Origin of the sequence: Curtobacterium phyllosphaerae, assembly GCF_049341865.1 — a bacterium.
Taxonomy (GTDB): domain Bacteria; phylum Actinomycetota; class Actinomycetes; order Actinomycetales; family Microbacteriaceae; genus Curtobacterium; species Curtobacterium phyllosphaerae.
The window spans coordinates 447830-464864 of sequence record NZ_JBMPIU010000002.1 but is presented as its reverse complement, the minus strand read 5'-3'; the positions used below and the strand labels follow the sequence as shown (position 1 = coordinate 464864).

The window sequence follows — 17035 nt, the reverse complement described above, 5'->3', positions numbered from 1 at the left end:
CCGGGTCAGCGGTCACGATGCCCCCGCTCAGCGGTTGCGACGCCGGGCGATCTCCCACAGCGTGACACTGGCCGCGATGCCCGCGTTCAGTGACTCCGTGGCCGAGCTGATCGGGATCGAGACGACCGCGTCGCACGTGTCCGTGACGAGTCGCGAGAGGCCCTTGCCCTCGCTCCCGACCACGATGACGATCGGCTGATCGGCGAGTTCGAGCGCGTCGAGCTGGACGTCGCCGTCGCCCGCGAGTCCGAGGACGAACAGCCCCTGCGACTTGAGCGACTTGAGCGTCTGGGTGAGGTTCGGTGCCATCGCGACCGGGACCCGGGCGGCGGCACCGGCCGAGGTCTTCCATGCCGAGGCGGTGACCCCGACGGACCGACGGGACGGCACGAGCACGCCGTGTCCGCCGAACGCGGCCGTCGACCGGATGATCGCCCCGAGGTTGCGGGGGTCGGTGATGCCGTCGAGGGCGACGATGAGGGGCGTCTGGTTCTTCCGGATCGCTCGCTCGACGAGGTCCTCGGCGACGGCGTACTCGTACGGCGGCACCTTGAGCGCGACGCCCTGGTGCACCGCGTCGTGTCCGGTCAGTCGGTCGAGCTCCGGGCGCATGACCTCCAGCACGGGGATCCCGCGGTGGGTCGCGAGCGACAGGATCTCCTTGACGCGGTCGTCCATCTCGAGCCGTGCGGCGAGGGTGAGGCTCGACGCCGGGATCTTCGCCCGGAGCGCCTCGAGGACGGAGTTCCGCCCGGTGACGAGTTCGGAGTCGTCGTTCGAGCGGCGCTGCGGCCCGGGCGCGCGGAGGGTCCTCGGCTGCGGCGTGGTCGATGCGCCGTGGCGGTTGCGAGCCGCGGTGAGCCGTTCGGAGGCGGCCTTGCGCTTGCCCGCGGGGTGGTACGGCCGGTCCTCGGCCTTCGGCGTCGGCTTCTTGCCCTCGAGCGCCTGACGCCCCTGGCCGCCGGAACCGACCTGCCCGTTGCCCTTGGTGCCGGAGCGCACTGCGCCCGGACGGCCCTTCTTCTTGCCGGATACGTTCTTCATGCGATGCTCCAATGGGTGCCGGACGCTGCGTCCTCGATCGTGATGCCGGCCGCCGCGAGGTCGTCGCGGACCCGGTCGGCGGTGGCGAAGTCCTTGGCCGTGCGGGCTGCCGCACGCTCCTCGACGAGCCGTTCGACGAGCGCGGCCAGCGGTGCCGCTGCGACGTCGGTGGTCCCGGTGCCGGCCCACGCGTCGGACGTCGGGTCGATGCCGAGCACCTCGACCATCGCATGCACCTGCTGGAAGGCAGCCCCGAGCGCCACCGGGTCGTCGGTGTCGAGCGCGGCGTTCCCGGCGCGGACGGTCTCGTGGAGCACGGCCAGGGCCTGCGGCACGGACAGGTCGTCGTCCATGGCGGCGGCGAACGCGTCCGGCACGACCGTCGCCTGCGGCACGGGCCGGTCCTCGAGTCGGCGTCGCGCCCTCGTCATGAACCCGGTGATCCGCTCGAGCGCCGCCGACGCCTCGGCCAGGGAGCCGTCGTGGTGGTCGATGCTCGACCGGTAGTGCGCCGCGCCGAGGAAGTACCGGACCACGATGGGCGGCGCCGACGCGAGGAACTCCGCCGCGAAGATCGAGTTCCCGAGGGACTTCGACATCTTCTGCCCGTCGACGGTGACGAGACCGTTGTGCAGCCAGTACGTCGCGAAGTCGTCGCCGGCCGCGGTGGACTGCGCCAGCTCGTTCTCGTGGTGCGGGAACCGCAGGTCGAGACCGCCCCCGTGGATGTCGAAGGCGGGCCCGAGGTACCGCCGGGACATGGCGGAGCACTCGATGTGCCACCCGGGTCGGCCGGCCCCCCACGGGGACTCCCACGTGGCGGTCGAGGGTTCACCCGCCTTCGCGCCCTTCCAGAGGGCGAAGTCCCGCGGGTCGCGCTTGCCCCGGGGGTCGGAGTCCGCGGCCTCGACCATGTCCGCACGCCGCTGCCGGGTGAGCGTGCCGTACGACGACCAGCTGCCGGTGTCGAAGTAGACGTCGCCGGAGTCGTCCGCCGCGGCGTAGGCATGCCCGCGGTCGATCAACCGGGCGATGATCTCCTGCATCTGCGGGATGCTCGCGGTGGCACGGGGCTCGTACGTCGGCGGCAGGATCCCGAGCGCGCGGTACCCCGCGGTGAACTCGAGCTCGACGCGGTAGGCGCGCGCGAACCACGGCTCGTCGGTCCCGGCGGCCAGGTCGAGCACCTTGTCGTCGATGTCGGTGACGTTCCGCACGAGCGTCACGGCGTAGCCGCGGTGGGTGAGCCAACGCCGCCACAGGTCGTAGACGAGCGCGGACCGGAGGTGCCCGATGTGCGGCGAGGACTGCACCGTCGGCCCGCAGACGTACATGCTGACCCGACCCTCGACGAGCGGGGTCAGGTCGACGACGTCGTGTGCACGGGAGTCGTAGAGGCGAACGGTCACGCGACCAGCCTATTCGGCCGCTCGGACCCGGTGGACGAGTGCCGTCGCGATCGCCGCGAGCCCCTCGCCGCGGCCGGTGAACCCGAGGCCGTCGGTGGTCGTCCCGGAGACGCTGACCGGGGCCCCGACGACGGCTGCGAGCGCATCCTGCATCGCTGCCCGCCGGTCCCCGATCCGCGGACGGTTCCCGATCACCTGGACGGTGAGGCTCGACGGCGTCCACCCGGCCTCGGCGAGGAGCGCGACGGCACCCTGCACGAACACCGTCCCGGAGGCACCGGCGTAGCGCGGGTCCGCGGTCCCGAACCGCCCGCCGATGTCGCCGAGCCCCGCGGCGGACAGCAGGGCATCGCAGACGGCGTGCGCGACGGCGTCGCCGTCGCTGTGCCCGGCGAGCCCCGGCTCCCCCGGGAACTCGAGCAGTCCGACGTGGCAGACGGCGGACGCGTCGTACGCGTGGACGTCGACGCCGAGCCCGACCCGCGGCGACCCCATGGTCGCGCCGTCGGCCGGGAGGCGCGGCCCGGCCCCGACGGACAGCGCGGCCTCCGGAGCACGGTCGCGCCCGCCATCCGCGGCGTACAGGTCCTCGGCGAGCAGGGCCTCGGCCCGTCGGAGGTCCCACGCGGTCGTGATCTTGAACGCGTCGGGGTCGCCCGCCACGGTCCGGACGACGCCGCCGGCGGCCTGGAACACCCCGGCGTCGTCGGTCTCGGAGCGGGACGCAGCGGCGTAGGCGGCCCGGAGCCCCGCGAGCGGGAACCCCTGCGGCGTCTGCACCCCGACGAGCTCGGACCGGTCGACGGTGCCGACGACGACGGTGCCCCGCGGGCCGCCTGCGCTGTCCACATTCTCCGGTGCGACCCGTTTGACGGTGTCCGTGACGGGCAGGGCCGGGACGACGCCCGCCCCGGTCGACTCGACTGCTGCGAACACCCGCTCGACCTGCCCGACGGGCGTGAGGCAGCGCGCGGCGTCGTGCACGAGCACCGTGCTGACGGAGTCCGGCAGCGCTGCCAGACCGGCGACGACGGACGCGTGGCGATCCGCGCCTCCCGGCACGACCGCGGTGTAGGCGACCGCCGGCCCGGCGACGGCGGCGACCAACGCACGGCACTCGTCGAGCCGGTCCGCGGGCGCGACGACCACGACGACGACCGGCTCGGCGAGCAGGAACAACGTCGACAGCGCCCGGTCGAGCATCAGCCGCCCGGCGACCGGCACGAACGCCTTGGCGGTACCGATCCCGAGCCGGGTGCCGGACCCGGCCGCGACGACGACGACCGCCCGTGTCACGGATGCCGTCGGGGCATCGGTCACACGGGCGGTCGGTCGTGGTGCAGCGGGCACTCGGGCGCGACGGGCGGTCGCTACGAGGCGAGGACCTCGTCGAGGACGGTCGATGCCTTGTCCTCGTTGGTCTTCTCGGCGAGGGCCAGCTCGGAGATCAGGATCTGCCGGGCCTTGGCGAGCATGCGCTTCTCGCCGGCGGACAGACCGCGGTCCTGGTCACGGCGCCAGAGGTCGCGGACGACCTCGGAGACCTTGATGACGTCGCCGGACGCCAGCTTCTCGAGGTTCGCCTTGTACCGGCGCGACCAGTTGGTCGGTTCCTCGGTGAACGGGGCGCGGAGGACCTCGAACACGCGGTCCAGGCCTTCCTTCCCGATGACGTCGCGTACGCCGACCAGGTCGACGTTGTCCGCCGGGACCTCGATCGTGAGGTCACCCTGCGTCACGCGGAGTTTGAGATAGACCTTCTCCTCGCCTTTGATGATCCGTGTCTTGACTTCTGAGATGGTCGCTGCCCCGTGATGGGGGTAGACCACGGTCTCGCCGACCTCGAATTGCATTAATCAGGCTCCGTTCCGAGATACTCAGTTTACCACAAGCCCTTTTCGGGTATTGGGGACCGCGGCACGAGCACAGGCGGTCCCCCGGTAGGATGATGCGGGACCGCACGGTCCACCACCGTCACCCTCTGGAGGAACATTGCGAGCTCGGGTTCTCGTGTCCGTCGCCGTCGCGGCATCGATCGCTCTCGGCACCGCCGGGTGCGAGTTCATGACGCCGCAGTCGACCACGGAGCACTACGACGCGAGCGACGGCGTCAGCACGAACGTCGGCTCGGTCGACGTCCGCAACGCCATCCTCCTGACCTCGGACGGCGAGAGCGCCCGGTTCATCGCGACCCTGGTGAACAACTCGGACTCCGCGAAGACCCTGACGATCCAGGCCGCGGACAAGTCGTCCGACACGCAGGAGGTCCGGATCCCGGCGAATACGTCGCTCGACCTCGCGCACGACTCCCGCGCTACACAGGTCGTGTTCGACTCGCTCGGGTCCAAGGCCGGCGTCCTGACCCGCGTGTTCCTCACCTACCCGTCGGCCGAAGGCTCCTCGATCCGCGTGCCGGTGCTCGACTACCAGCTGCCCGAGTACTCCACCCTCGAGCCGACCCCGTCGTCGACCTCGACCGTGCCGCCGACCAGCCCGACGCTGACCCCCGCGCCGTACGCGAGCTCCTCGAACGGCTAGCCCCACGAGCGAACGCCCCCGGACCGTCCTGCGGACCGGGGGCGTCGTGCATGGCGGAGGGCGCGCCTCCCGTCCGTCCCCCTACGGCTCGATCCGGTACCCGAGGCCGCGGACCGTGACGAGGACCTCCGGCGTGCTGGGGACGCGCTCGATCTTCGAGCGGATGCGCTTGATGTGCACGTCGAGGGTCTTCGTGTCACCGAAGTAGTCCGACCCCCACACGCGGTCGATGAGCTGTCCCCGCGTGAGCACCCGGCCCGCGTTCCGCAGGAGGAGCTCCAGGAGCTCGAACTCCTTGAGCGGCATCGCGACGTCCGACCCGTCGACGCTCACCGCGTGCCGTTCGACGTCCATCCGGATCGACCCGACCTGCAGGATCCCGGTGTCGCCCGGGTCGTCCTCGGTCCGACGCCGGAGCACCGCGCGGATCCGGGCCAGGAGCTCCCGGGTCGAGTACGGCTTCGTCACGTAGTCGTCGGCACCGAGCTCCAGGCCCACGACGACGTCCACCTCGGAGTCCTTGGCGGTGAGCATGATGATCGGGACGTTCGACCGGGTGCGGATCTGCCGGCAGACCTCGGTACCGGACAGCCCCGGCAGCATGAGGTCGAGGAGGACGAGGTCGGGGTCGTCCGCGTCGAAACGGGCCAGTGCGGTCAGGCCGTCCGCTGCGACCGTCGTCTCGTAGCCCTCGCGCTGCAGGAGGAACTCGAGCGGACCGCTCAGGGCGGGTTCGTCGTCGACGATGAGGATGTGGGTCACGGTTGCTGCTCTCCCAGGTGGTCTTCGAGGGCGGTGGTCAGGGCGGTGTCGGCTTCCGGGATGCGGATGGTGAACGTGGAGCCCTTGCCGGTCTGCGACCACACCCGGACCGACCCGCCGTGGTTGCCGACGACGTGCTTGACGATGGCGAGTCCGAGCCCCGTGCCGCCGGTCGCACGGGACCGGGCCGGGTCGACGCGGTAGAACCGTTCGAACACGCGGTCGAGGTCGGCCTCCGGGATGCCGACACCCTGGTCGGTCACGGAGATCTCCACGAAACCCTTCGCGCTCCGCACCCCGACGCCGACGCGGGTGCCGTCGGGCGAGTACTTCACGGCGTTGGCGATGAGGTTCGACACCGCGATCTGCAGGAGGCCCGGGTCCCCCATCACGCGGAGCCTGGACTTCTTCTCGCGGACGATCCGGATCCCCCGGCTCGCCGCGACGACCGCGTTCGTGTCGCACGCGGCCTCGACGATGCCGTCGATGCCGATCTCCTCGCTCGTCTCGAGGGTGTCGACGGACTGGAGTCTCGACAGTTCGATGATGTCCTTCGTCAGTGCGCCGAGCCGCTCGGACTCGGTGATGAGCTGACCTGCGAACCGCTTGACGTGGTCGGGGTCGTCGGCGGCGGCGACGAGCGTCTCGGCGAGCAGGCCGATCGCGCCGATCGGCGTCTTCAGCTCGTGCGAGATGTTCGCCACGAAGTCGCGGCGGACCTCGTCGATGCGGCGACTCTCGGTCAGGTCGTCCGCGGTGAGCAGCACGTACCGGTTCCCGAGGGTCGCGGCGCGGAACGAGAGGTACCCGACGAGTTCGCCACGACGGCCGCGGGGCAGCTCGAGGTCCTCGGATCCCATCTCGCCGCTCGCCCGCACCCGGTCGACGAGCTTCATGAGCTCCTTGTGCGCGAGCCGCCGACGGACGACGAGCCCGACCGCGAGCGCCTGGGGGGACACCGCGACGACGGTGTTCGACGGGTCGACCACGACGGCGGGGTTGTGCATCGTGGTGATGACCGCGGCGATGCCGTCCGGGAGTGCTCGATCGGCGACGTCCGCGGCGCGGGCGGTCCGCTCCGCGGTGATGATCACCACCACCACGCCCGCACCGAACACCCCGCCGAGGAGCATCGACAGTGGCACGAGCCACGCGTTGTCCATGCCGCCAGTGTAGGAGTGGTCCAGGACGTGGCGCCGACCGCGGTCCCCGCTCCGGTGCGCTGTGACGGAGCGTTCAACCGCGCGACACCATCCGTTCACCTCGGCCGTCGAGAATCGGTGGACTTGTGCCGAAAGGCCGGTGCCGCGTCGGCCCGTGCCGAGAGAAAGGGCTCGACATGCGTGAAGTGTTCCAGCAGGAGCTCGAGGACGTCCAGGTTCGTCTCGCCGACATCGCCGGGCTCGTCGCCGTCGCGATCGAGCGCGCGACCGAGGCGTTCAACGGGCAGGACGTCGCCCTCGCCGAGCAGGTGATCGCTGACGACGCCAAGATCGACAGCGCCGCGCAGGACCTCGACGAGCTCGCGATCGACATCCTCGCCCGCCAGGCGCCCGTCGCGCGTGACCTCCGCACCGTCGTGAGCGCACTCCGCATCAGCGCCTCGCTCGAGCGGATGGGTGACATGGCCGAGCACATCGCGCAGCTCGCCCGGTACCGGTTCCCGGACAAGGTCGTCCCGAAGAGCATCCGCCCGATCTTCAAGGAGATGGGTCAGCTCGACGTCGCGGTCGCGCAGAAGCTCGAGCGACTGCTCCGCACCGAGGACGTCGCGCTGGCGGACGAGATCCGCGACGACGACGACAAGGTCGACGAACTGCACGCGAGCGTGTTCGACGCGGTGCTCGGCGAGACCTGGAAGGGCAAGCCGGTCGACACCGTCGACTCGACGCTCGCCAGCCGGTACCACGAGCGGTTCGCCGACCACGCGGTCTCGATCTCCAAGAAGGTGCAGTACCTCGCCACCGGTGACTGGGTGGGCGCTCCGGCCGAGTAGCCCGGGGCCCGGTCCGCAACGGTCTGGGAGACTTGCGGCATGGCTGCTGTCGCGATCCTCGTCAACGGACTCCCCGGCTCGGGCAAGACGACGATCGGAGCCGCCCTCGCCGAGGTGCTCGACTGCCCGTTCCTCTCGAAGGACGCGGTCAAGGAACCGCTCGCCGACCTGGTCGGGCCGATGATCCCGTCCCGGCAGCTCGGCGGCATCGCGATGGACACCGTCTGGGCGATGGCCGCGGCGGTCGAGGCCGGCGTCGTGATCGACTCCGTGTGGCTCGAGGGCCGCGACCGCGCGTTCCTGGAGGCCGGGCTCGTCACCGCCGGGTCGCCCCGGGTCGTCGAGGTGTGGTGCGACGCGTCCCGTGCTGCGGTCGTCGACCGGCTCGATGCCCGCTACGCCGCGGTCGCTCCCGCGCGGCACGTGGTGCACGGGACCCGCGACGAGGTGCTCGCGGCCTGGGACGAACACGCCGACGCGCTGCCCCTCGGGCTCGCGGGCGGCTGGCCCGTGGTCCGCGTCGACACGGTCGCCGGGTTCGACGTCGGCCGGCTCATGGAGGAGATCGCCGCCCATTTCGGGGCGTAGGCGCGCCGCTCAGGTCCGGCGAGATCGCAGGCCGTCGGCGGGGCGGGGCCGGGGGTCGGCGGGGCGGGGGGCTGGGGGCGGGGCGGGGGCTGGGGGGCGGGGGCGGGCTACTTCTTGGCGCCCTGGGCCGCCACCGCCGCAGCACCGGCGGCAGCCGCCTCGGGGTCGAGGTAGCGCGACGGACCGGTCGGGCGGAAGTCGTCGTCGAGTTCGTAGACGAGCGGGATGCCGGTGGGGATGTTGAGCCCGGCGATGTCGTCGTCGGAGATGCCGTCGAGGTGCTTCACGAGCGCGCGGAGCGAGTTGCCGTGCGCGGTGACGAGGACGGTCCGACCGGCACCGAGGTCCTTTGTGATGTCGGACTCCCAGTACGGCAGCAGACGCTCGATGACCAGGGCGAGCGACTCCGTGCGGGGCAGCGCGTCGCCGAGGTCCGCGTAGCGACGATCACCGAACTGCGACCACTCGGCGTCGTCCGCGATGGGGGGCGGCGGGACGTCGAACGACCGGCGCCACTCCATGAACTGCTGCTCGCCGTACTGCTCGAGCGTCTGCGCCTTGTCCTTGCCCTGCAGGTCGCCGTAGTGCCGCTCGTTGAGTCGCCAGTCGCGCTTGACCGGGAGCCACGCCAAGTCCGCCTCGAGCAGGGCGATGTCCGCGGTCTGGATGGCCCGGGTGAGGAGCGAGGTGTACAGGATGTCCGGGACGATCCCGGACTCGGCGATGAGCTGCCCGGCGCGCTTCGCCTCCCGCTCACCGACGTCGCTGAGTCGGACGTCGACCCAGCCGGTGAACAGGTTCTTCTGGTTCCAGTCGCTGTTGCCGTGACGGAGCAGCACGAGTGTCGAGGTCATGTGCCGATCCTACCCAGCGGCGTCGTCCCGGGCCGGGCGCCGGCCGCACCGTACCCTTGCGGTATGCCGATCGGGAACGTCACGCGGGGGACGACCGGGACGAACCGGCTCCGCCGCGTGGACCGGTGGATCGCGACGCTCCCGGCCCTCCGGCGCGCGGTCGACCCGCTCGTGGCGGACGTCGGGTACGGCGCCAGCGCGACGACCACGCTCGAGCTCCACGACCGCCTGGTGCTCGTCCGGCCGGACGTCCAGGTCGTCGGGATCGAGATCGAGCCGTCGCGGGTCGCACTCGCCGCGGCCGCTGCGCGCGACGGTGTGACCTTCCGCCTCGGTGGGTTCGAGACACCGACCCCCGGGGATCGGCGACCGGCCGTGACCCGCGCGTTCAACGTCCTGCGGCAGTACGACGAGTCCGAGGTGCAGGGCGCCTGGGACGTGATGACCGAGCGACTCCAACCCGATGGCCGGCTCGTCGAGGGCACCTGCAACGAGGTCGGCCGGGTCGCGTCGTGGATCACCCTCGGACGCGCACCGTCGGGCGCAGCCATCCCCCTGGTCTTCACGGTGTCGCTCCGGCTCGCGGGCCTCGACGTCCCGTCGGTCGTGGCCGAGCGGCTCCCGAAGGCGCTCATCCACCGGAACGTCCCCGGGGAGCGGGTGCACGCGTTCCTCCGGGAACTCGACCGCGCGTGGGCGATCGCCGCACCGCTCGGCACGTACGGACCGCGCCAACGCTGGATCGGCACCGTTCGAGCGCTGCGGGACGCTGGCTGGCCGGTGCTGCACGGGGTCTCCCGGTGGCGCCTCGGCGAGCTGTCCGTACCGTGGGACGCCGTCGCGCCCGGCTGACCGGACCTCGCCGGAGGTCAGCCCCGTCGGGGGTCAGCTCCGTCGGGGGTCAGCCCCGTCGGAGGTCAGCCCCGGCGTCGGACCACCGCGACGGCGAGGGCCAGGGCGACGCCGAGGACGACGAGTTCGACGCAGCTCGACCACGGTGTCCCGGGCGCCGCGATCGACGACACACCCCACAGGACGACCGCCTCGATCGTGAGCGTGACGAGGGACGTCGCGACGACGGCCGTGGGCACGGCGTCGTCGAACGGCAGCAGTGTGCCCGCCAGGTACGCCGATGCGCTCATGGTGGCGAAGGTGACGAGGGTCGCCACGACGACCCCGGGGTCGTGCGGTGCGATCACCACGACGGCCACCGCCGTCAGCACGAGTCCGATCGGGAGGACGCCCGTGTACTGCTCGACGACCGTCCGCAGCGGACGGACACCGCTCGTGACGCGGACCCACCGCCACCCCGCGGACCGGCCGTAGGAGGTCTCGGCGTTCGCTGAGAACAGCACAGCGCAGGCGGACAGCGCCGCACCGCCCGGGAGGAGTCCACGACCGACCATCCCGACCAGGAGCACGCCGAGCACCAGGGCCGCCGCGGTCGTGGCCTGTCCGACCGGGTGCCGGAGGAGCATGAGCGTCTCGCGGAGGACGGCGTTCGCGAACGAGTTCGGCGCGCCGATGGTCCGCAGGCCGACGATCCGGGGCGTCCGCGGGAACACGCCGTCGTCGCGCTCGAGGAGGCGCGCACCGACGAGGACGACGACGGAACCGGCGACGAGGACGAGACCGCCGAGCAGGGCTCTGCCACCGAGCGCACCGTCCGGTCCCCACACCACCGCCAGAGCATGCGCGACCAGACCGTCCCGGGATCCCATCGTGGCGTCGAGCAGGTCGGCCAGGAGCGCACCCACCGATCCGAACGCGACGAGGAGTGCGACGAGCCGGGCGAGGACGGGTGTCACGGACATGGCTCGCAATCCGGTGACCACCAGCGCGTGCGCCGCCACGGCCGCCAGTGCCGCCCCGACCGCGGTGGCGGACAACACCAGGAACGCGACCACCGGAGCGTCGTTGCTGCTCGCGACGAACCAGGTCGGCCCGGCGCCGCCGAGGCCCGCGACCACCGCGATCGCCATCACGAAGGGCAGAGCCTCGCCGACGACGACGGCCGGGACCGGAGCGCCCGCACTCCGTGCCGCGGGACGCATGCGCGACGTCGGTGGCGTCACCACGAGCATGCCGAGCCCGACGATCGGCGCGGTCATGAGCTGCGCGTCGACGAGGGCTCGCCGCGCGGCGGCCATCGCCGGTCCGGAGTCGTGGCCCGCGTCGAAGGCGACCGCGAAGTGCGCCCGGGAGAACTGCAGCAGGAGGACGTTGGTGACCAGGGCCACGACCCCGATCGCAGTCAGCGCAGCGATCGCGGGTCCGGTCCCGCCGAGTGAGCGGACGATGTGCCGCCGGAGCGTCAGGGAGGTCGCGCGCGCGACCGCGCCCGACGCGCTCATGCCCGGTCCCGGTCTGCGACGAGCGCATCGAGTCCGGAGAAGAACTCGGCGGTCGCCTCCCCGGCCTCGTGCGCCAGACCGGTCATCGCGAGGAACCCCGCCTCCAACGAGACACCGCGCTCGGCGTCCCGCAGCTCCGTGATCGCCTGGTCCGCACGGAGCTCGCCGTCGGAGAGCACGAGCACGCGGTCGCACAGCTGGTCGGCCGCCAGGAGGTCGTGCGTCGACAGCAGCACGGCGCCGCCACGATCGGCGTAGCTCCGGAGCAACGTCGTCATGATGGCCGTCGACTCCGGGTCGAGTCCTCGGAGTGGCTCGTCGAGCACGAGGACGGTGGGAGCGTGGAGCAGTGCGGCGATCAGCTGCAACTTGCGACGCATGCCGTGGCTGTAGGTCGCGATGAGGGAGTCGGCGGCGTGCTGCAGGCGGAGACCGCGGAGCAGACTGTCCTGCACCACCGGACGGACCTGGACACCGCGGACCCCCTTGACGAGGTCGAGGTACTCGCGCCCGGTGAGGAGCTCGGCCATCGGGAGGTCGTCGGGACAGAACCCGACGGCTCCGTTCCGGTCGACGGGCCGGCCCGCGACGTCGGTCATCGTGATGGACCCGGAGTCCGGCACGACCAGGCCGACGACCAGGTGGAGCAGCGTGCTCTTCCCCGCTCCGTTCGGACCGAGCAGTCCCGTGATCGCCCCCTCGTGGACCTCAGTCGTGACGGACCGGAGCACGGTCCGGCGTCCGTACCGTTTCGTGACGTCACGCAGCGCGAGCACGCTCGTCGGCCCCTCTCCAGACGGCTCGGGCCTGCGCGCCGTCGTCCGCGGTCCGACGGAGACTCGCGAGGTGGAGACCGAACACCAGCGCGACGGGGAACCCGACGAGGAACGGGCCGCCGGGAGCGAGCATCGGGAGCACGCACGCCACCCCGAGCAACGGGCCGGCGACGGCGACGATCGCGTCCTCTCCCAGGCTCAGTCGCCACCGCACGATCGTCCCGCCGCTCCACCGGCCGACACCGAACAGCTCGACCGGTCGCATGCCGTGCCGTGCCACCAGCGCCGCGTACGCGACGCCGTGTCCCAGCTCGTGCAGGAACAAACTGAGCGGGAGCACCACCGCGTACGCGACGAGCCGCACTCGGACGGTGCCGTCGTCGAGGTCACCGAACGCGGCCGCGAGACCGAGGAGCGGCATGCCGGCGAGCACGAACACCGAGATCATGACGCGCCAGGACGCCTGCAACGCCGCGCGCAGGACGGCACGCTGGGTGCTGGCCGTCACGGATCCGCCGTGAGCTCGGCATCCGGTCCGGCCCGATGCGCGCGACCGACGAACCACCCGGTGACGATGCCGAGGACTGCCGACGCCAGCGGGATGACGACGACGCCGATCCCGGACCGGGCGACGACGTCCCCGTGGTCGACGCTGGTCGTGACGACGAGCGGCACGGTGAGCACCGCCTGCCCGGACAGCGCCTGGCCGAACGCCCAGAGCCACACCCCGGCATCGACGCCGACCCCGAGGACGAGACCTCCGACTGCGCCGGTGAGCGCTCCGGCGATCGGCCGTCCGCCGTCGCGCAGGCTCGCGCCGGGTCGTCCGGACACCGCGTCGTCGCTCAGAGCTTGTGGCAACTGAGCTTCACCTGCCATGCGCTCAGGCTGACGACGGCGTCGAGGACCGCGCCGCGGGACGCGCACATGACCACCGCACCGGCGACGACCGTGACGGCGAGGGCCAGCAGCACGACGATGGCGACGACGATGATCACCGGGACGACGGAGTTCGTGCGCGTCGAACCCCGCGCCACCGCCCACGCCTGCCGGAGTGAGAGGCCGCCGCTCCGCGGGACGGCCGGGACGAGAACAGTCATGATGCTCCTTCGCTGGGCTCCCGCGTCTCGGGAGTGCGATGACTGTAGCGTTAAATTGAGATGCAGTACATCAGTTCTCCACAGCTCGGTCCGGGCCCGATGACTACGGGTCGACGAGCCGAGACCGCGCTTCCGCATGGGACAGGCCGGTCGCCATCAGCAGGTCGATCACGAGGGGGCGGAGCATCAGGACGACGACCGCCTCCCCCGCGGCCCCGCGCTCCTCGGACTCCGGACCGAGCACGATCCTCGGGTCGAGTCGGGACGCGACCCCCTCGAGCACGGAGCGTGCCTCCGCGAGCGACGACGCGCCTCCAGAGCGCTGCTCGACGGCGGACGCGACGTGACCAAGCGCCAGCCGGACCTCGTCGAGCAGCGCGCCGATCGGCGCCCGGTCGACCACGGGCGGCCCCTGCGTCCCGATCCGCCGGATCACGACCCGGAGGTTGCGGACGGCCAGGTCCACCTGCTGACGGACCCGCTCCTGCAGGAGCAGCGCCTCCCGGCGACCGCGGAGCCACGGCGAGATCCGCGCCACGGCCACCGCGGTCTCGAGCGACGCCTGCCACGCGTCGAGCAACGGCTGCGTGGACCGCACCTGGTCGAGCGCGACCTCGGCGCGGGCGCGCCGGTCGAACCCGAGCGCCTCGATCGTGTCGACGAGCGCGGTGTCGACGAGCACGAAGACGCGTCGCGCGTCGTTCCGCGCGAGTCCGACCGGATCCCGCGGGACGAGGGCCGTCGCGAGGAGCGCCACCGCCCCGCCCACGATGCCGTCGATGCTCCGCACGAACGGACCGCCGCCCGGCACCGGGAGGAACAGCACGAGGATCGACTGGGTGGCGGCCGCGGCGGCGAACGCGTTCGACCTCGACGAGAACCGACCGACGAGCAACGCCAGCAGCATGAACGGCACGATCTGCCACACGCCGGCGCCGATCACGAGCAGCAGCAGCTCGCTGAGGACGATGCCGACGAGGATCCCGACCGCGGACTCGAGGACGCGGACCGGTCGGGCGTCCCGGGTGAACCCGAGCGTCGAGATGGTCGTCGTCGCCGCGAGCACCGGGTACTCGTGCCCGAGCACGACGTGCGCGAACGCGTAGGCGCCGAGCGTGGCGGCGGTGATCTGGAGCGCCGCCGGGATCGAGGTCCGGACCCGCAGCGCGGACTCCCGCACGTCGAACGTGGGCAGCGCCGCTCGAGTCCGCCCGTGCGGAGCAGTCGGCCGAGAGGCCCGCGGCCGGGTCACGACGCCCGTCGCGACCCGGGGGCCGTCGGGTCCGGCATCGCGTGCCGCGCGTTCAGCGACGGACCGCGCCGAGACGCGGCATCCGCGGGACGTCCGCCGTCGCGCCCGCGTCGGTCGGCACGATCGTCTGCTGCGCCGCCGTCACGGTGACGTCGTCGGCCGAGGTCGTCAGCACCGCCGTCGGGTCGAGCGACCGCTTGACGACCGCGAGTGCGACCGGGCCGAGCTCGTGGTGGTTCCCGACGGCGGTGATCCGCCCGACCTCCGTCGGTTCGGCGGACCCGCCCCGCGCCGGGCCGTGCACGAGTGCACCGACCGCGGGCAGGACGCCGTCAGAGCCGTCGAGGTGGAGCAGCACGAGGCGTCGGGGCGGGTGGCCGAGGTTGTGGACCTTCGCGACGGTCTCCTGCCCGCGGTAGCACCCCTTCGAGAGGTGCACGGCGGACCGGAGCCAGTCGAGCTCGTGCGGGATCGTGCGCTCGTCGACGTCGCCGAGGCGCGGACGCCACGCTGCGATGCGGAGCGCCTCGAGCGCCAGCGTCCCGGCGACCGGGACGTCAGATGCGGCCAGGGCGTCGGCGGCGGCGGCCGTCAGCACCGTCTCCCGGTAGGTCCACGACCGGCCGGGGTGGTCCGGGGCGTCGGCGTAGCTCCAGCCGCCGGCGGCGACCTCCGACCACGGGTCGACCCACGTGACCACGACGTCGGCGTCGGGCACCACGGACCCGACCGGACCGTCGGAGAACGCGCCGACCGCCCGGAGGTCGGCCGACCGGTCGGCGACCTCGACGCGGAGCATGAACCGCATCGAGGAGAGCCAGGCCGCGAGCGGAGCGGCGTCGCCCGGGTCGGTGAGCAGCCATGTCGTCACGCCGTCGTCGACGACCCGCGCGGCGTGCTCCACCCGGCCCGCGGCATCGAGCACGAGTGTCTCCGTCGACACCCCGGGCGCGAGACCCACGAGGAGCTGCGACGTCATGGAGTTGAGCCAGGAGAGCCGGTCCGGACCGGTGACGGTGACGATCCCGTTCGCGCCGAGGTCCACCACTGCCCGACCGCGCTCGAGGAGCCGCTGCTCGCCGATCGGGTTGCCGTAGTGGCTCGCGGCCGTGCCGGACGGATCCGGGACGAATCCGTCGCGCGTCGCGAACGGGGTGGTCATCTACTCGACCTTGGCGAGCTGGCCGGACGCGTGCGAGGTGAGTTCCTGCCCGAGGGCGGCGATGTCCCACGCCCAGAACAGCTTGCCGTCGACGAGACCGTACATCCGGGTCGCCGCCGAGTACTCCTTGGCGCGGGAGGACCGCATCACGGCGTCGGTCGCGAGGTCGACGCGGGGACCCTTGATCCGCCCGACGTAGAGCTCGTCGACGCCGGTCGGGTGGATGACCGAGGCCTCGATGTCGAAGCCGTCGTCGTTGTTGCGGAGCATCTCGACCGCGCGGGCCGTGGTGAACGGCGCCGCTCCCTCTCCCATCAGCATCGCGGGTCCGGGGTCGCCGGGCTCGGACGGTCGTTCGAGTCGCCAGTAGCCCATCTCCGCGGCGAGGGGCGTGTGCTCGTCGTCGAGCAGCCAGGTCGTCGAGGAGTAGTTCAGGTACGGCAGGCCGTCGTGGCTGAAGCTCACGCGCTGGCCGAACTCGTGGTCGCGGACGTCGTCGTCCCCGACGGGGTAGTGGACGACGCCGGTGCCTTCCCAGATCCCGATGAGCCAGGAGAGCGGCACGAGTTCCGCCGGGAGGTCCGTGGGGATGTCGATCATCGCAGGACCCCGATCAACGCTGGCCCTTGAACAGCTTGACGATCACGACGACCGAGATGAAGGCGATGGCGAGCGACGCGAGGCCGAGCAGCCCCACGTAGAAGAGCTCGAGCGGCAGCAGCGAATCCATGCGACGAGTCTACGCGGGACGCCCGACGGTGGCAGGCAGCGCGCGGACGCCCGGCGGGGAGCGCTCGGACGCCCGGTGGGGAGCGCTCGGACGCTCAGCGGACGACGAGCAGGACGACGGTCGTGACGAGCACCACGACGAAGGCCCCGCTCGACGCGACACTGATCCGCTCGACGAGCCCGTCCTTGGTCTGGGTGGCGAGCTGCAGCGCGAAGCTCACGAGCACGCAGGCCACGAAGACGAGCAGCAGCCAGGCGAACGGGCTCTGGTCCGCCAGGACGGTCACGAGCACGGCGCCGACCACGGCCAGCAGCCAGACCGGCAGCACGGACGACAGTCTCAGGCTCCGCTGCGTCCTCGGCTCGCTCATCCCCCCATCATCCACCACCACGACCGAGCGCCATCCACCACCACGACCGAGCGCGGGACGGGCATCGGTAGGATGGACGGAACGCCGACCCGTCTGGAGG

Annotated in this window: 20 protein-coding genes; 4 read left to right on the top strand and 16 right to left on the bottom strand. The window is 72.1% G+C overall.

Annotated elements, in window-relative coordinates; genetic code table 11:
• Positions 1-27: 27 nt before the first annotated feature.
• Genes rlmB through ACO0E0_RS05375 form a run of 4 tightly spaced genes read right to left on the bottom strand, consistent with a single transcriptional unit; the run spans position 28 to position 4306 of the window.
• Positions 28-1044, bottom strand: a complete 1017-nt coding sequence (rlmB, locus tag ACO0E0_RS05390) for a 23S rRNA (guanosine(2251)-2'-O)-methyltransferase RlmB (protein WP_422870367.1) — start codon at positions 1042-1044, stop codon at positions 28-30.
• The gene (gene cysS, locus ACO0E0_RS05385) at positions 1041-2453 is read right to left on the bottom strand and encodes a cysteine--tRNA ligase (RefSeq protein WP_422870366.1); all 1413 of its coding nucleotides are present in this window, start codon (positions 2451-2453) and stop codon (positions 1041-1043) included. Before cysS ends, rlmB begins: the two co-directional genes overlap by 4 nt.
• Before the next feature lie 9 nt (positions 2454-2462).
• Positions 2463-3773 (bottom strand): 2-C-methyl-D-erythritol 2,4-cyclodiphosphate synthase, encoded by a 1311-nt coding sequence (ispF, locus tag ACO0E0_RS05380; RefSeq protein WP_422870365.1) that lies wholly within the window; start codon positions 3771-3773, stop codon positions 2463-2465.
• Positions 3774-3823: 50 nt separating this feature from the next.
• The gene (locus ACO0E0_RS05375) at positions 3824-4306 is read right to left on the bottom strand and encodes a CarD family transcriptional regulator (RefSeq protein ID WP_422870364.1); all 483 of its coding nucleotides are present in this window, start codon (positions 4304-4306) and stop codon (positions 3824-3826) included.
• Positions 4307-4463: 157 nt separating this feature from the next.
• Between ACO0E0_RS05375 and ACO0E0_RS05370 the strand changes: the two genes are divergently transcribed.
• Entirely contained in the window at positions 4464-4991 is a 528-nt protein-coding gene (locus tag ACO0E0_RS05370) for a hypothetical protein (RefSeq protein WP_422870363.1), read from the top strand.
• Between the two features lie 81 nt (positions 4992-5072).
• Here ACO0E0_RS05370 and ACO0E0_RS05365 read toward each other — a convergent pair whose 3' ends face one another.
• A complete protein-coding gene (locus tag ACO0E0_RS05365; RefSeq protein WP_422870362.1) occupies positions 5073-5753 on the bottom strand; it encodes a response regulator in 681 nt (226 codons plus the stop codon).
• Positions 5750-6916 (bottom strand): sensor histidine kinase, encoded by a 1167-nt coding sequence (locus ACO0E0_RS05360; protein WP_422870361.1) that lies wholly within the window; start codon positions 6914-6916, stop codon positions 5750-5752. The genes ACO0E0_RS05365 and ACO0E0_RS05360 overlap by 4 nt, the downstream gene beginning before the upstream one ends.
• Positions 6917-7092: 176 nt before the next feature.
• Here ACO0E0_RS05360 and phoU point away from each other — a divergent pair, with 176 nt between their 5' ends.
• Together phoU and ACO0E0_RS05350 are read left to right on the top strand one after the other, a co-directional pair.
• On the top strand, positions 7093-7749 hold the full coding sequence (gene phoU, locus ACO0E0_RS05355; protein WP_422870360.1) for a phosphate signaling complex protein PhoU: 657 nt from the start codon (positions 7093-7095) through the stop codon (positions 7747-7749).
• A gap of 39 nt (positions 7750-7788) precedes the next feature.
• A complete protein-coding gene (locus ACO0E0_RS05350) occupies positions 7789-8337 on the top strand; it encodes a P-loop nucleotide/nucleoside kinase family protein (protein ID WP_422870359.1) in 549 nt (182 codons plus the stop codon).
• Positions 8338-8444: 107 nt separating this feature from the next.
• Here ACO0E0_RS05350 and ACO0E0_RS05345 read toward each other — a convergent pair whose 3' ends face one another.
• Positions 8445-9191: a phosphoglyceromutase gene (locus tag ACO0E0_RS05345; RefSeq protein WP_422870358.1), complete on the bottom strand. Its 747-nt coding sequence runs from the start codon at positions 9189-9191 to the stop codon at positions 8445-8447.
• A gap of 63 nt (positions 9192-9254) precedes the next feature.
• Between ACO0E0_RS05345 and ACO0E0_RS05340 the strand changes: the two genes are divergently transcribed.
• Positions 9255-10043 carry a class I SAM-dependent methyltransferase gene (locus tag ACO0E0_RS05340; RefSeq protein ID WP_422870357.1) on the top strand — a complete coding sequence of 263 codons (789 nt, stop codon included), beginning with the start codon at positions 9255-9257 and terminating at the stop codon, positions 10041-10043.
• A gap of 65 nt (positions 10044-10108) precedes the next feature.
• Here the strand turns inward: ACO0E0_RS05340 and ACO0E0_RS05335 are convergent, their stop codons facing one another.
• From ACO0E0_RS05335 to ACO0E0_RS05295, 9 genes are all read right to left on the bottom strand, one after another.
• Positions 10109-11545: a hypothetical protein gene (locus ACO0E0_RS05335; RefSeq protein WP_422870356.1), complete on the bottom strand. Its 1437-nt coding sequence runs from the start codon at positions 11543-11545 to the stop codon at positions 10109-10111.
• On the bottom strand, positions 11542-12321 hold the full coding sequence (locus ACO0E0_RS05330) for an ABC transporter ATP-binding protein (protein ID WP_422870355.1): 780 nt from the start codon (positions 12319-12321) through the stop codon (positions 11542-11544). Before ACO0E0_RS05330 ends, ACO0E0_RS05335 begins: the two co-directional genes overlap by 4 nt.
• Positions 12305-12829, bottom strand: a complete 525-nt coding sequence (locus ACO0E0_RS05325) for a zinc metalloprotease (protein ID WP_422870354.1) — start codon at positions 12827-12829, stop codon at positions 12305-12307. Before ACO0E0_RS05325 ends, ACO0E0_RS05330 begins: the two co-directional genes overlap by 17 nt.
• Positions 12826-13200 (bottom strand): hypothetical protein, encoded by a 375-nt coding sequence (locus tag ACO0E0_RS05320; RefSeq protein WP_422870353.1) that lies wholly within the window; start codon positions 13198-13200, stop codon positions 12826-12828. Before ACO0E0_RS05320 ends, ACO0E0_RS05325 begins: the two co-directional genes overlap by 4 nt.
• Complete coding sequence (locus ACO0E0_RS05315) at positions 13167-13421, bottom strand: hypothetical protein (RefSeq protein ID WP_422870352.1); 255 nt, start codon at positions 13419-13421, stop codon at positions 13167-13169. The genes ACO0E0_RS05320 and ACO0E0_RS05315 overlap by 34 nt, the downstream gene beginning before the upstream one ends.
• A gap of 103 nt (positions 13422-13524) precedes the next feature.
• The gene (locus tag ACO0E0_RS05310; protein WP_422870351.1) at positions 13525-14601 is read right to left on the bottom strand and encodes an FUSC family protein; all 1077 of its coding nucleotides are present in this window, start codon (positions 14599-14601) and stop codon (positions 13525-13527) included.
• 124 nt (positions 14602-14725) lie between these two features.
• Entirely contained in the window at positions 14726-15835 is a 1110-nt protein-coding gene (gene ygfZ / locus ACO0E0_RS05305) for a CAF17-like 4Fe-4S cluster assembly/insertion protein YgfZ (RefSeq protein ID WP_422870350.1), read from the bottom strand.
• The gene (locus tag ACO0E0_RS05300; RefSeq protein WP_422870349.1) at positions 15836-16435 is read right to left on the bottom strand and encodes a heme-binding beta-barrel domain-containing protein; all 600 of its coding nucleotides are present in this window, start codon (positions 16433-16435) and stop codon (positions 15836-15838) included. It lies immediately after the preceding gene.
• Positions 16436-16659: 224 nt separating this feature from the next.
• Entirely contained in the window at positions 16660-16935 is a 276-nt protein-coding gene (locus ACO0E0_RS05295) for a hypothetical protein (RefSeq protein ID WP_422870348.1), read from the bottom strand.
• Positions 16936-17035 lie beyond the last annotated feature (100 nt).

Excerpts from the sequence above, each read along its gene's own strand:
- rlmB (WP_422870367.1), bottom strand. The coding sequence starts at position 1,044 with ATGAAGAACGTATCCGGCAAGAAGAAGGGCCGTCCGGGCGCAGTGCGC.
- ACO0E0_RS05375 (WP_422870364.1), bottom strand. The coding sequence starts at position 4,306 with ATGCAATTCGAGGTCGGCGAGACCGTGGTCTACCCCCATCACGGGGCA.
- ACO0E0_RS05360 (WP_422870361.1), bottom strand. The coding sequence starts at position 6,916 with ATGGACAACGCGTGGCTCGTGCCACTGTCGATGCTCCTCGGCGGGGTG.
- phoU (WP_422870360.1), top strand. The coding sequence starts at position 7,093 with ATGCGTGAAGTGTTCCAGCAGGAGCTCGAGGACGTCCAGGTTCGTCTC.
- ACO0E0_RS05350 (WP_422870359.1), top strand. The coding sequence starts at position 7,789 with ATGGCTGCTGTCGCGATCCTCGTCAACGGACTCCCCGGCTCGGGCAAG.
- ACO0E0_RS05345 (WP_422870358.1), bottom strand. The coding sequence starts at position 9,191 with ATGACCTCGACACTCGTGCTGCTCCGTCACGGCAACAGCGACTGGAAC.
- ACO0E0_RS05340 (WP_422870357.1), top strand. The coding sequence starts at position 9,255 with ATGCCGATCGGGAACGTCACGCGGGGGACGACCGGGACGAACCGGCTC.
- ACO0E0_RS05335 (WP_422870356.1), bottom strand. The coding sequence starts at position 11,545 with ATGAGCGCGTCGGGCGCGGTCGCGCGCGCGACCTCCCTGACGCTCCGG.
- ACO0E0_RS05320 (WP_422870353.1), bottom strand. The coding sequence starts at position 13,200 with ATGGCAGGTGAAGCTCAGTTGCCACAAGCTCTGAGCGACGACGCGGTG.
- ACO0E0_RS05315 (WP_422870352.1), bottom strand. The coding sequence starts at position 13,421 with ATGACTGTTCTCGTCCCGGCCGTCCCGCGGAGCGGCGGCCTCTCACTC.
- ygfZ (WP_422870350.1), bottom strand. The coding sequence starts at position 15,835 with ATGACCACCCCGTTCGCGACGCGCGACGGATTCGTCCCGGATCCGTCC.
- ACO0E0_RS05300 (WP_422870349.1), bottom strand. The coding sequence starts at position 16,435 with ATGATCGACATCCCCACGGACCTCCCGGCGGAACTCGTGCCGCTCTCC.
- ACO0E0_RS05295 (WP_422870348.1), bottom strand. The coding sequence starts at position 16,935 with ATGAGCGAGCCGAGGACGCAGCGGAGCCTGAGACTGTCGTCCGTGCTG.